The sequence below is a fragment of the Arthrobacter sp. K5 genome, assembly GCF_040448525.1.
Classification (GTDB): domain Bacteria; phylum Actinomycetota; class Actinomycetes; order Actinomycetales; family Micrococcaceae; genus Arthrobacter; species Arthrobacter globiformis.
Genome location: NZ_CP159279.1, coordinates 1,442,252 through 1,454,597 on the forward strand (window position 1 = coordinate 1,442,252; position 12,346 = coordinate 1,454,597).

Below are 12,346 nucleotides of genomic sequence, written 5' to 3' on the forward strand. Positions count from 1 at the left end.
GCTTCCTAGTTCGCGAGGGCGGCGGCCACGATCCCTTCCAGTTCGGCGCCTGACGCCAGATCGTGGGGGCGCACGACGTGGTTGTCCGCTACGTAGAAAAAGGCAGCCCGGACCTCGTCCAGCGGCACGCCCTTGAGCCGGGCCCAGGCCAGCCGGTAGACAGCCAGTTGGACGCTCTTGGTCTTCAGCTGCCCCGCGGACGGCCGCCGGCCGGTCTTCCAGTCCACGAGGTCCCAGCCGCCGTCGGCGTCCCGGAACACCGCGTCGATGCGGCCACGGACGACGACGTCGCCGATCCGGGTCTCCACGGGGACCTCCACATAAGCAGGCGATCTGTGCGCCCACCGGGAGTCCTTGAAGGTAGCCACCATGTCGTCAAGGCCGTACGCCTCATCAATGTGGTTATCAGAGCCGGGCGCTTCGCCGAGATCCAGCATTCCTGCCGTTCCGAAGTACTCTTCCACCCAGGCATGGAAGGCGGTGCCCTTGCGCGCCGACATGCCCGGTTCGCGCGGAACAGGTCTCCTGAGCCGCTGGACCACAGCCTCGGCGTCCTCCCCCAGGTCCACCAGCGTGGACGCTGAGATATGCCCGGGCAGATGCACGTCGCGGCTGCGGGCCCGCCTGGCACGGCGTTCGAGAAGGAGGGCAGCTTCGCGTTCCCAGCCCGCAGCCTGGGCACGGAGCCCCGTGCCCTCCGGGAGCCCCGGGGCACCGGCTTCGACAGCGGCGATCTCGGTGAGCAGCCGTTCCGCTGCACGGTCCATGGCCGCCCGCCGTCCCGGTACGAGCCGGAGCCGGTTGCCGCTGCGGGGGTCCACAGGACCTTCCAGCGGATCATACGGCCAAGAAGCCACCTCCAGCTCCCGGGTCAGGGGACTTTCCTGGGGCAGGGATTCCTCGTCGACGGAGCCAGGGTGGATTTCCGCAGTCCCCTGTTCTGCCAGCGGCGCCAGCTCAGCAAGGAACGGCGACATCTCTGCCATCCCGCCGCGCCCGCCGACCCACGCTCCGCTGGAAACCCAGAGCACGTGCTTGGCACGGGTGTAGGCAACGTAGGCCAGCCTCCGTTCCTCGGCCTCGCCGTGGGCCTGAACGTCTCCCTTGAACACCTTCTCGGCGTCCAGCCACCCCTTCTGGTCAGGCTGGTCCAGATCCCACTGCGGAAGATCGGCACGGTCGCCCCGGAGGGGCCAGGGCAGGGCCGCGGAACCGCTGCTCCACCTCGAGTCACGGCTGCTGGGGAACGCGCCAGAGTTCAGGCCCGGCACGAACACGACATCCCATTCGAGACCCTTGGAGGCGTGCACAGTCAGCAGCTGCACGGCCTCGTGGTTGACGTCGGCGGGCGGCACATCCAGGCCGCCCTCCTCAGATGCTGCCGCCTCCAGCCATGAAAGGAAGGCCAGGACGTCCACCCGGTGCGATGTCTGCACGAACCCGGCGGCCGCATCCTGGAACGCATCCAGGTTCCGCCGCGCCTGGTGAATGCTGAATCCGGGCCTCGCGGCAACCTCGATGTCCAGCAGCATGGCCCGTTCCACCTCGCCCAGCAGGGTGGTCAGGTCCTCCCCCATCAGCGCCCGAAGCTGCCGCAGCTCGGTGCCCAGCCGCTGCAGCCGTTCGCGGGCAGGAGGGGTCAGGCTGCGGCCGTGCGCGGACGTCCAGCCCTCCTTGGGAAGCCAGTCCAAGGCTTCGACGAGGCTGGCGGCGTCGGTGATGTCGCCCTCGATAAGGACGTCCGGGGTTTCCTGGTCCGCGCCACCCGACGGATCGTTCACACCCAGCCCGCCGCCGTTGTCGACCATGTCGCGGCCGTTATCAACCATGCCGCGGCGCCTGGCCAGAAACGCGGACCAGTCCCGGAACGCCATGAGGTCGGCGGGGCCAATCCTCCACCGGGCGCCGGCCAGTAGCCGCATCAGCGAATCCGACCGGCCCGGATCGGCCAGGACCCGCAGCGTGGAGACCAGATCCACGATTTCGGGAGTGTCCAGCAGCCCTCCCAGGCCCACAATTTCATACGGGATTCCCGTGGCCTCGAACTCCCTGCGCAGGCACTCCATCTGCGCGCGCCTGCGGCACAGGACGGCCATGGCAGGCTGGACGCGCGGTTCCTGGGAAGAACCGTCGAAATCCGTGGCCCGGAACTTCAGGAGATCCTTGGCGATCGCCGCTGCTTCATCTTCATCCGTGGCAAAACGACCCATCACCACGCGGCCCTGCACCGCGGCCGGGCTCGGCCGCAGCGCGGGCACCTCCACGTTCGCGCTGGAAGACGGCTGCCCGGCGGGTCCGGCCTGCGCCGCGGCGGCGCTGAGCGGAGCCGCAATAAGGTTGGCGGCGGCAAGGATGTTGCGGCCGTTCCGCCAGGCGGTGGTCAGGTACGAAACAGGGGCAGGACGCCGGGACGCCGTCCCTGTCTGGCCGTCCTCGACGCAGACCGGAAACTCATTGACAAAGTGGAACAGCTGTCCGGCGGATGCCCCGCGGAAGCCGTAGATGGACTGGTTCGGATCACCGACGGCGGTGACGGCGTGGCCATCCCCGAAGAGCCTGGAGAACAGCACCAGCTGGGCGTGTGAGGTGTCCTGGAATTCGTCCAGCAGCACCACCTTGTAGCGCTGCCGTTCCATCTCGGCGGCCAGGGGCACCTCGCGGGCCACGCGGGCCGCGAGCGCCACGAGGTCGCCGAAGTCCAGCGCCCCGCGCGCCCTCTTGGCTTCCGCGTACCGTCCCACGAGCTCCGCCACGCTGGCCCGTGTCCGCAGCATGGCTCCGAGTTCGCCGGCGGCCTGGCTGGGGTTCTTCTTGGCCCCGGCCACATACGGCAGCGCCTCGAACTCGGCGAGCCGCTGCATCAGCCAGCCCTGCACACCGTCCGGTTCCTGGAGGTGCTCCGCGCACTCCCCCGCGAGCTGGATGACGGCTTTAACGAGGGTGGACTTGGCGACCCTGAAATGGGAATACTCGCCGTCGAAGGCCTCAACCACCTCACTGGCCAACTGCCAGGCCTGGGCGCCGCCCAGCAGCACGACATCCCGCTCGATCCCGAGCCGCAGCCCGTAGTCGGAGACGATGCCGCTGGCAAACGAGTGGTAGGTGGAAACCTTCGGCTCCAGGGCGTCCGCGCTGAGCAGCGCCCCTGCCACGGCGCCGCCGGCGTCACCGCCGGCCGTCCGCTGCAGCGCACTGAGTTTGGCGCGGATGCGGCTGGCCAGTTCGCCGGCGGCCTTTCTGGTGAACGTGACACCGAGGACTTCCTCCGGCTTGACCCAGCCGTTCGCGACCAGCCAGACGACGCGGTCGGCCATGGTGGCGGTCTTGCCCGAGCCCGCGCCGGCGATGACCAGCCGGGGCGCCAGCGGCGAGGAAATGATGGCCGACTGTTCCGCCGTCGGCAGGTTCTTCTCCCCCAGCAGGACGGACAGCTCTTCGGGACTGAACCTGGGCTCGGGCAGCTCCGCCATCCGGCTCATTCGGTAACCTGCTTTCCCCGCGCACACAGCGGACATACCTCCGGCAGCCGGCAGCCGACGCCACCGAAACCGGCCTTGGCGGGATCGTGCCTTGCCTCGAATTCGTGGCCGGACATCACCGCGGCGGCGTCGTTCACCATTTCCATCGCCCAGTTGTCGCCCGGGTCCAGCGGGTCCTGGTGCTGGATGCCCGGGCTCTTGGTGGTTGTGCCCAGCTGGGCCAGCACGGCACCGCCTGGCCGGGGCTCGGCGCCGGCAGCCTCGGAGTCGCCGAAGCCGCCGGCCAGCACGGCCGCCTGATAGGCGCCCAACTGCGGGTGCCTGCCCAGTTCGGCCTTGCCCGGCTGCCGTTTGCCCGTCTTGAGGTCCACGATCACCAGCCGCCCCTCGGCGTCGATCTCCAGCCGGTCCACCTGCCCGCGCAGGACGGCCGACCGGGGACCCTCATCGGTGGGAACATCTGCTCGGGGAACAGCACCGGGTTCGGGCAGGGTTACCTCGAAGTCCTGCTCGACCCCGGCCAGGCGCCGGCCCTCGCTGCGCATGACCAGGATGTACTGCGCCAGCTTCCGGACCATGGCTTCTGCCCTGCGGAAGTCCAGCTTGCCTTCCCAGTTGTCCTTCATGCCCAGGGACGGCCAACGCCGGACAAGTTCGGCGAGGTATTCAGTTCCGCTGGCATCGGGGAGGTCCTGGGCGATGGCGTGCACCAGGGTGCCCAGGCTGCGGGCGAAGTCCGTGGCCGCTTCGCCGCCCGCGGCCTGGATGAACCAGTCCAGCGGGGATTTCTGCACCGACTCCACCTTGGACGGCGAAACGAAGACCGTGCCGCCCGGCGGGACTACCCTGTCCACGGACGTCAGCGGGGCCAGTCCCCACCAGGTGTCCGGATGGGCTCCGGGAACAGGCGCCTCGGCCGTGGCAAGGCGGGCCAGGACACGCACGGCTTCGCCGGCCTCGGCGGCCAGCCTGCCGTCCAGCTGGGCGTACTGGCGGAGTTCGGCCACCAGTGCACGCAGCGTCAGGGGCCTTTCCACGGGGGTATAGCCCCGACCCTCCTCCCCTGGCAGCAGCGGCGCGACGTAGTCCAGAAAGGACGACGGCTGTTCGTCCTCCGACGACACGGCGGTGCACAGCAGCACGTCTTTGGCCCGGGACACCGCCGTGGAAAAGCTGCGGAGTTCGTCGTAGCGGATTTCCCGCAGCCGGCTCAGCGGGCCAAGCTGGAGCGCATACTCCACGCCGTGCTCGACGGCGTCCGCGAACAATGTGCTGCCCAGGAGCTCGCCGCGGAGGCGGGTGTTGGGCCAGACGCCTTCCTGCAGGCCGGCGACGATGACGAACGGCCATTCCCGGCCGGCGGCGCTGGCGGGAGTCATCAGTTCCACGGCATCGTCTACCTGGGCCCGCGCCGCCAGGGTGTCCATGGGCAGTTCCTGGTTCAGCAGGTATTCGAGGAACTGTTCCGGACCGGAACCGGGCATCTGGTCCACATAGCGCTCGGCTGTGTGGAACAGCGCCATCATGGCGTCCAGGTCCCGGTCCGCCCGCGCTCCGACGAGTCCGCCAGCCAGGGCAGCGGACGTCCATGCCGCCGCGAGCCCGGTGGAGTGCCAGAGCGCCCACAGCACTGTCTCGGCGTTGGCGCCGGGTTCAGCGACGGCCTTCCGCCCGGCCTGGATCATCCGCGCGACCCTTCGCGCCGACCGGCCCTCGATCCCCAGGGAGCCGAGCGCGCCGGGCTCAAGCAGCGCCTCCACGAGCAGGGAGTCGCTGGACCGTCCGCCGCCGCCCAGCAGCTCCTCCCGCCGGAGCGACTGGCGGAGGCGGCGCAGTTCCAGGGACGTCGCACCGCCGACCCTGGATGTCAGCAGCGACACCGCCGATTCCGGCGTGAGGACCGCGGGGTCAAGGGCCACCGCGTAGGCGTCGAGCAGCGGACGGACTGCCACCTCATCGCGCACGGCGGCTTCGGCCACCGGAATCCGCACCGGGATTCCCTGGCCGGCGAGGTAGCGCTGCAGCTGGCTCAGCTGGCCGCCGTTCCGGACAATGACGGCGATGTCTTCGAGCGCCCGCCCGTCCCTCAGGTGCGCTTCGAGGATCCTTTGGGCGACGTACCGCAACTCATGCACGGCCGACGGCAGAAGGTGCGCTTCCACGGTGCCGCCTGCCGGCTGGGCTGTGTCGCCCGAAACCGTGTCACCGGTGGTACAGTCACCCGAAGACGTGTCAGCGGACCCCCCGGCTTCAGCAGGAACGGAGCCAACCGGGTCCAGACGGCGGGCGAGCTGGCCGCCGGACCGGAGGGAGATCCTATCCGCGACCCCCAGCCAGGCGTGGGCCACCGCCGGCTGGTGGCGGTGGGCATGGAACAGCGGCTTCTCAACGACCGCCCGTTCCTCGCCGCCCAGCAGGCCAGGGAGCTCGGCCACGAGGTCCGGCCGGGCCCCGCGGAACCCCTGCACCACCGTGTCCGGCGCGGACGTCACGTAGACATCCTTGCCGGCGGCCACATCGGCCAGGAGTTCGAAGACGGCGGGGTTGGCCTCCTGGATGTCGTCCACAAGAATCAGCTGGAGACGGTCGCGTTCCGCCGCCAGGAAGCCGGGGAAATCCTGAAAGAGCTGGCGGGCGGCGGTGATGATGCCCGCGGGGTCGAACGCCTCCGGCATGCGCAGGTCGAGGACATCGCGGTACTCGGCGTACAGTGCCGCAGCGGCAATCCAGTCCGGCCGTCCGCAGGCGTGGCCCAGGCCCGCGAGGTCCTCGGCGGTGCGGCCCGTCTCGGTAATGCGGTCAAAGAGCTGGCGGACCTCGTGCCGGAACCCGCGCGTGGGCAGGGCTGCCGTGAGGTCATCGGGCCAGGGCAGCCCGAGGCCCGGCAGGGCGTGGCCCTCCAGCAGTTCCTTGATGATGAGGTCCTGCTCGGGGCCTGACAGGAGCCTCGGGGCCTTCGACAGCGGCAGGAGCCCTTCCGCCCTGGCGCGGCGGATGAGGTCGAAGGCATACGCGGCCCAGGTGCGGGCCGGCGTGGTGCTCAGGCTGCGGTTCAGCCGGGCGGTAAAGCGGTCCCGGAGGGTGTCCGCGGCAAGCCGTCCCGGCGCGAGGATGAGGATTCGTTCGGGGTCCACCCCTTCCGTCTCCACCCGGCGGATTGCCGCCTCGATGAGCACGGTGGATTTTCCGGTTCCGGGCGCTCCGGGGACCAGTACGGGGCCGGTTCCCCCGGGCACTTCGACGGCGGCCAGCTGGTCCGCAGTGAGCACTGGAACGCGGGAGTGCACCTGCCGAGGGGGCAGCAAACGAAGACCTGTGGAGGGGAAGGGGGCGGCGGAGACTGAGCCTTCGTGGTCCCGTTCCGAAGTGAGTGCGGATGCGGGATAGGCGGAGGTCTGGTCGACTGTTGCGGTCACACGGACATTCCATCATCCGGCACTGACAATTTGCGCAGCGACGCTTCCAGCCGCTCGGCGATCCCGTCCAAGGCGTCAAAATCGGCGTCGGACGGCGCCCACCGCGCGGCGGTCAGATCCACCCGCCACCGTCCCTCGCCCGTCCTCGCAAACCCGCGATAGTCCCCGCGCAGGGGCGTGCCCTCCTGCAGGTAGAACTCGAGGGCCTGGGACTCATGGCCGTCGGGGGCCAGTCCGCTGGCCCGCAGCACCCGCCACCATGGGACGCCGCTGCCGTAATGGCTCAGCACGGATCCCACCTGCCGCGGTCCTCCGGTGCCAAGGAGCTCAGCGACGTCGCCATAAGCCACTGCCGAGCCGGCCGGGATGAGGTCAACCACCGCCAAAACCGCCTCCACATACTCCGCCCGCATACCTTCAGACTATCGGCCGGCACGCATCACCAGCGGTCAGGACGGGCGCCGTGTGCGTCTTCCCACACCATGCCGGACACGCGCAGGGCAAGCACCATTACTGTCGGTGGCTCCGGGTAATTTGGAGCCATGAGCACTTGGAACACTCTCCCCCGGGCCGCCTTCGACCTCGAAACCACGGGCCGCAACTCCCGTGCCGCCCGGATCGTGACGGCTTCTGTCACCGTGGTGGACAGCTCCGGCAACGTGATCCGCGAACACGAGTGGCTGGCCGATCCGGGGGTTGAGATTCCGGCGGAGGCCAGCGATGTCCACGGGATCACCACCGAACACGCCCGCAGCCACGGCCGGCCTGCGGCCGAGGTCACCAGGGAAGTGGCCGCCGTGCTCCAGGGGCTTTTCGACGACGGCGTTCCGGTGATCGCATTCAACGCCAGCTACGACTTCACCGTCCTGGCCGCCGAGTCGGCCCGCTACGGCGTGCCGCAGCTGAGCCGGTTCCCCGTTCTGGACCCCTACATCATGAACAAGCAGGTGGACAGGTACCGCAAGGGCAAGAGGACGCTGACCGCCCTGTGCGAGGAGTACGGTGTGGAGCTCGAAAACGCCCACACATCGGCCGCGGATGCACTGGCAACGTTGCGCATGCTCGATGCCATGGCCGGAAAATTCCCCAAACTGAGCATGCCGGCCAGCCAGCTGCATCAGCTTCAGGTGGACTGGGCCGTCAGCCAGGCCGCCGACTTCCAGCAGTACCTCCGCAAGACCAAGCCCGCCGCCGTCATCGAGGGTGACTGGCCCGTGCTGCCTCCGGAGGATGCGAGCCGCGGCGGCTTCTGACCGGTGCGACGCAACTCACAAAAACTGGCTCGTACCGCCAGCGCCGTGCCATGCCTTACTGATTCTGTGACAGCAACTTCTGTCATTGCTATCGGCTGACCTGCTAATAAAAATCTGCATTATATTCGGCGAAATGGGCCGAAACCCATTCATTACGTCACCTAACGGCCGTATTAACGGCAGGTGAGACAATTAAGTTTTGCGGGCGCGCCCTCTGCGGGGCCGGATCTCGGCCCAGACGGCTTGACTGCCCGACCCCGATTATCCCAATGAAAGTGATGCGTGATGAAAATCAAAGCCTTGAAGTGGCTGTCCACGGTTCCCGTGGCCGTAGTCATGGCCGTATCCCTGGCCGCCTGCGGTGGAGGCACCGCTGCTCCCAGTGGCACGTCGACCGACGCCCTCGCCGGCAGCGACCAGCAGACGCTGGACAAGTACACCACCAAGGACGTCACCGCTCTGGACAAGATCGACAAGTCCAAGCTTGGCCTGATCACTCCCGGCACCCTCAAGGTCGGCACCCTCTCCGATGCGCCGCCTAACATCTTCATCGATAAGGACGGAAACTTCACGGGGTACGACAACGAACTCCTGAAGGCCATGGCGGCCAAGCTCGGCCTCAAGGTGGAGTTCGCGTCGACCAAGTTCCAGGGACTGCTGGCACAGGTGAAGAACAAGCAGTTCGACGTCGGCTCTTCCTCCATTTCCACCACGGACGCCCGCCGCGAGACCGTGGCCTTCACCAACGGCTACGACTTCGGCTACATGGCGATCGTGACCAAGGATGACGCGAAGGTGAAGTCCTTCGACGACCTGAAGCAGGGCGTACGCATCGGCGTCGTCCAGGGCACCGTCCAGGACGACTTCGTCACGAACACGCTGAAGCTCGAGCCGGTCCGTTTCCCGGACTACAACACGGTCTACGCGAACGTGAAGAGCGGCCAGATCGACGCCTGGGTTGCCCCTTCCCAGCAGGCCGAGGGCCAGGTCAAGTCGGGCGACGGCACGAAGATCGCCGAGAAGAAGGTCAACACCCAGAACTTCACGGCGTACGCAGTGGCCAAGGACAACCAGCCCCTCACTGACGCGCTCAACTCGGCGCTTGACGCCGTAATCGCCGACGGCACGTGGACCAAGCTCACCACCCAGTGGTACACGGACCGCCCGACCATCAAGGAACAGACTCCTGAGGGCTGGAAGCCGGGCAGCAAGGCCGTCCAGGTCCCCACGAAGTAACCGACTGACAGGCGCCACATGGATTATCTGAACAGGCTCGCCGAGACCTTCCTCGACTGGAAGGCCATCGCCGAGGTACTCCCGGCCATGTTCTCGGTCGGTCTGCCCAACACCCTCGTCCTCGCAATCGTCTCGGGCATCATCGGCTGCGTGGTCGGCATGGTGCTGGCCCTCATGGGCATCTCGCGCAATCCTGTGGCGCGGTGGGCCGCCCGGGTGTACACGGACGTGTTCCGTGGACTCCCGGCGGTTCTCACCATCCTCGTCATCGGGCTCGGCTTCGGACCCATCTTCCGCGAGCTGACGGGCATCGCCAGCCCTTACCCCATGGGCATCGCCGCGCTCTCGCTCATGTCCAGCGCCTACATCGGGGAGATCTTCCGTTCCGGCATCCAGAGCGTCGACAAGGGCCAGCTCGAGGCCGCCCGCGCCTTGGGCTTCGGCTACGGCCCCTCGCTGCGCATGGTCGTCGTGCCGCAGGGCATCCGGCGCGTGCTCCCGGCGCTGGTGAACCAGTTCATCGCGCTGATCAAGGAATCGTCGCTGGTCTTCACCCTGGGGCTCCTGGCCTCCGAGCGGGAGCTGTTCCAGATCGGCCAGGACGCCGCCGCCCGCAGCGGCAACCTGTCCGGCTACGTGGCGGCCGCCGTGTTCTATCTCGCGATGACCGTTCCGCTGACCCACTTCGTCAACTGGATCGACGCTCGGCTGCGCACCGGCAAACCGGAAAAGAAAGAACCTGACGAGGCTGCCGCCGTCGTCGGGAAGGGAGCCCACGCATGAGCCAGTTCACCTCAGGCTCTCTCGAAGCGAAAAACGTCCATCTCGCCTTCGGGCACAACAAGGTCCTCCGCGGCATCGACCTGAGCGTCCCGGCCGGCACCACTGCCTCGGTGATCGGCCCGTCCGGCTCCGGAAAGTCGACCCTTCTGCGCGTGATGAACCGCCTGATCGAACCGGATGCCGGGGACATCCTCCTGGACGGCAAGTCAGTCCTGAAGGACAACCCGGATGAGCTGCGGCGCCGGATCGGCATGGTTTTCCAGCAGTTCAACCTGTTCCCGCACAAGAGCGTGGGAGAGAACGTCGCGTTCGCCCTGCGCAAGCTGCGGAAACTGCCCAAGGAGCAGGCACGCGAGGAAGCCCTCGAGCAGCTCGACCTCGTCGGGCTCAGGCACAAGGCCGATGTCCGCCCTGCCACCCTCTCGGGCGGTCAGCAGCAGCGGGTGGCCATCGCGCGCGCCCTTGCCATGAAACCTGAGGTCATGTTCTTCGACGAGGCCACCTCGGCCCTCGACCCCGAGCTGGTCAAGGGGGTCCTGGCCCTCATGGCGGACCTCGCGAAGGGCGGCATGACCATGGTGGTGGTGACCCACGAAATGGGCTTCTCACGCAACGTCTCGGACACCGTGACCTTCATGGACGGCGGTGTGGTGGTGGAGTCGGGCCCGCCCGGACAGGTCTTTGAAAACCCGCAGACGGAGCGGCTGCAGGGCTTCCTCTCGGACGTCCTCTAGGCAGACGCCTGGGCCGGATCACCAACTGCAAAAAACTCTGGCACCCGCCGCGGCGGGTGCCAGAGTTTTTTTGTTGGAAGGCAAGCCCGACGGCGGGCGGCATCGACGGCGGGTTAGGCCTTCGCTGCGGCGGCCGCCTTCGCTGCGGCAGGCAGTGCCTCGAAGATCCGGTTCATGGCGGTGTCGTCGTGCGCCGCGGACAGGAACCAGGCCTCGAAGACGGACGGCGGCAGGTAGACGCCCGAATCCAGCATGGAGTGGAAGAAAGGCGCGTAGCGGAACGACTCCTGCTTCAGTGCGTCGCTGTAGTTGTGGACCCCCTGTTCGGACGTGCCGAAGGCCACCGAGAACAGGTTGCCGGCGCGCTGGATGGAGTGGTCCACGCCGGCTGCGTCCAGCGCCGAGGACAGCGCAGCGGAAAGCTCCAGCGAGCGGGCGTCGATAAACGAATACACCTCGGGCGTGGCGTGCGTCAGGGTGGCGACGCCGGCGGCCATGGCCACCGGGTTCCCGGACAGCGTGCCGGCCTGGTAGACGGGACCGAGCGGCGCAAGGTAATCCATGACGTCGGCCCGTCCGCCGAGGGCCGCCGTCGGCATGCCGCCGCCGATCACTTTGCCGAACGTCAGAAGGTCGGGGGTCCACTTCTCGGTCGCGTCGGCGGCGCCGCCGGTGAGGCCCCAGTAGCCCGAGTAGCCGGTGCGGAAGCCGGTCAGGACCTCGTCGACGATCAGCAGCGCGCCGTGGGCTGCGGTGATCCGGGAGAGGCCGGCATTGAAGCCTTCGCCGGGGGTGACCACGCCCATGTTGGCGGGCGCCGCCTCGGTGATGACGGCGGCGATGTTGGGCCCGTGCTCGGCGAAGGCTGCCTCAACGGCGCCTAGGTCGTTGTACGGCAGTACCAGGGTTTCGGCGGCGGTGGCGGCCGTGACGCCTGCGGAGCCGGGGAGGGCCAGGGTGGCAACGCCGGAGCCGGCGGACGCGAGCAGCCCGTCGAGGTGCCCGTGGTAGCAGCCGGCAAACTTGATCACCAGGTTGCGGCCGGTGAAGCCCCGGGCAAGCCGGATCGCCGTCATGGTGGCTTCCGTGCCGGTGGAAACCATCCGCAGCCGTTCGACGGCGGAAACGCGTTCCTTGACGATGGCCGCGAGGTTGGCCTCGTCGGGGGTCGAGGCACCGAAGGAAAGGCCGCGGTCCACGGCAGCGTGCACGGCGTCCAGGACGGCCGGGTGGGCGTGCCCCAGCAGGGCCGGGCCCCAGGAGCAGACCAGGTCCACGTAGTCCTTGCCATCGGCGTCGGTCAGGTACGCGCCCTTGGCCGCGACCATGAAGCGGGGCGTGCCGCCGACGGAGCCGAAGGCGCGGACCGGGGAATTCACGCCGCCGGGCATCAGCTGGCGGGCGCGGTCGAAAAGTTCCTCATTGCGAGGGGTACTGGAAGTCAT

Annotated in this window: 8 protein-coding genes; 4 read left to right on the forward strand and 4 right to left on the reverse strand. The window is 68.2% G+C overall.

The features are described from left to right. Positions 1–5: 5 nt before the first annotated feature. From ABRP34_RS06425 to ABRP34_RS06435, 3 genes are all read right to left on the reverse strand, one after another. Positions 6–3,479, reverse strand: a complete 3,474-nt coding sequence (locus ABRP34_RS06425) for an ATP-dependent DNA helicase (protein WP_353712631.1) — start codon at positions 3,477–3,479, stop codon at positions 6–8. Then, on the reverse strand, positions 3,476–6,766 hold the full coding sequence (locus ABRP34_RS06430; RefSeq protein ID WP_353713319.1) for an ATP-dependent DNA helicase: 3,291 nt from the start codon (positions 6,764–6,766) through the stop codon (positions 3,476–3,478). The genes ABRP34_RS06425 and ABRP34_RS06430 overlap by 4 nt, the downstream gene beginning before the upstream one ends. A 125-nt stretch (positions 6,767–6,891) precedes the next feature. Beyond that, positions 6,892–7,308 carry an MGMT family protein gene (locus tag ABRP34_RS06435; protein ID WP_003805056.1) on the reverse strand — a complete coding sequence of 139 codons (417 nt, stop codon included), beginning with the start codon at positions 7,306–7,308 and terminating at the stop codon, positions 6,892–6,894. A gap of 129 nt (positions 7,309–7,437) precedes the next feature. Here ABRP34_RS06435 and ABRP34_RS06440 point away from each other — a divergent pair, with 129 nt between their 5' ends. From ABRP34_RS06440 to ABRP34_RS06455, 4 genes are all read left to right on the forward strand, one after another. Further along, complete coding sequence (locus tag ABRP34_RS06440) at positions 7,438–8,148, forward strand: 3'-5' exonuclease (RefSeq protein WP_353712632.1); 711 nt, start codon at positions 7,438–7,440, stop codon at positions 8,146–8,148. A gap of 285 nt (positions 8,149–8,433) precedes the next feature. Beyond that, positions 8,434–9,384: an ABC transporter substrate-binding protein gene (locus ABRP34_RS06445; protein WP_003805060.1), complete on the forward strand. Its 951-nt coding sequence runs from the start codon at positions 8,434–8,436 to the stop codon at positions 9,382–9,384. Between the two features lie 18 nt (positions 9,385–9,402). Then, the gene (locus ABRP34_RS06450; RefSeq protein WP_003805061.1) at positions 9,403–10,167 is read left to right on the forward strand and encodes an amino acid ABC transporter permease; all 765 of its coding nucleotides are present in this window, start codon (positions 9,403–9,405) and stop codon (positions 10,165–10,167) included. Beyond that, the gene (locus ABRP34_RS06455) at positions 10,164–10,901 is read left to right on the forward strand and encodes an amino acid ABC transporter ATP-binding protein (protein ID WP_003805063.1); all 738 of its coding nucleotides are present in this window, start codon (positions 10,164–10,166) and stop codon (positions 10,899–10,901) included. The genes ABRP34_RS06450 and ABRP34_RS06455 overlap by 4 nt, the downstream gene beginning before the upstream one ends. A 113-nt stretch (positions 10,902–11,014) precedes the next feature. Here the strand turns inward: ABRP34_RS06455 and hemL are convergent, their stop codons facing one another. Continuing rightward, a complete protein-coding gene (gene hemL / locus ABRP34_RS06460; RefSeq protein ID WP_353712633.1) occupies positions 11,015–12,346 on the reverse strand; it encodes a glutamate-1-semialdehyde 2,1-aminomutase in 1,332 nt (443 codons plus the stop codon).

What these genes read in the sequence shown, in the direction of transcription:
- ABRP34_RS06425 (WP_353712631.1), bottom strand. Translation starts at nt 3,479, where the DNA reads ATGAGCCGGATGGCGGAGCTGCCCGAGCCCAGGTTCAGTCCCGAAGAG.
- ABRP34_RS06435 (WP_003805056.1), bottom strand. Translation starts at nt 7,308, where the DNA reads ATGCGGGCGGAGTATGTGGAGGCGGTTTTGGCGGTGGTTGACCTCATC.
- ABRP34_RS06440 (WP_353712632.1), top strand. Translation starts at nt 7,438, where the DNA reads ATGAGCACTTGGAACACTCTCCCCCGGGCCGCCTTCGACCTCGAAACC.
- ABRP34_RS06445 (WP_003805060.1), top strand. Translation starts at nt 8,434, where the DNA reads ATGAAAATCAAAGCCTTGAAGTGGCTGTCCACGGTTCCCGTGGCCGTA.
- ABRP34_RS06450 (WP_003805061.1), top strand. Translation starts at nt 9,403, where the DNA reads ATGGATTATCTGAACAGGCTCGCCGAGACCTTCCTCGACTGGAAGGCC.
- ABRP34_RS06455 (WP_003805063.1), top strand. Translation starts at nt 10,164, where the DNA reads ATGAGCCAGTTCACCTCAGGCTCTCTCGAAGCGAAAAACGTCCATCTC.
- hemL (WP_353712633.1), bottom strand. Translation starts at nt 12,346, where the DNA reads ATGACTTCCAGTACCCCTCGCAATGAGGAACTTTTCGACCGCGCCCGC.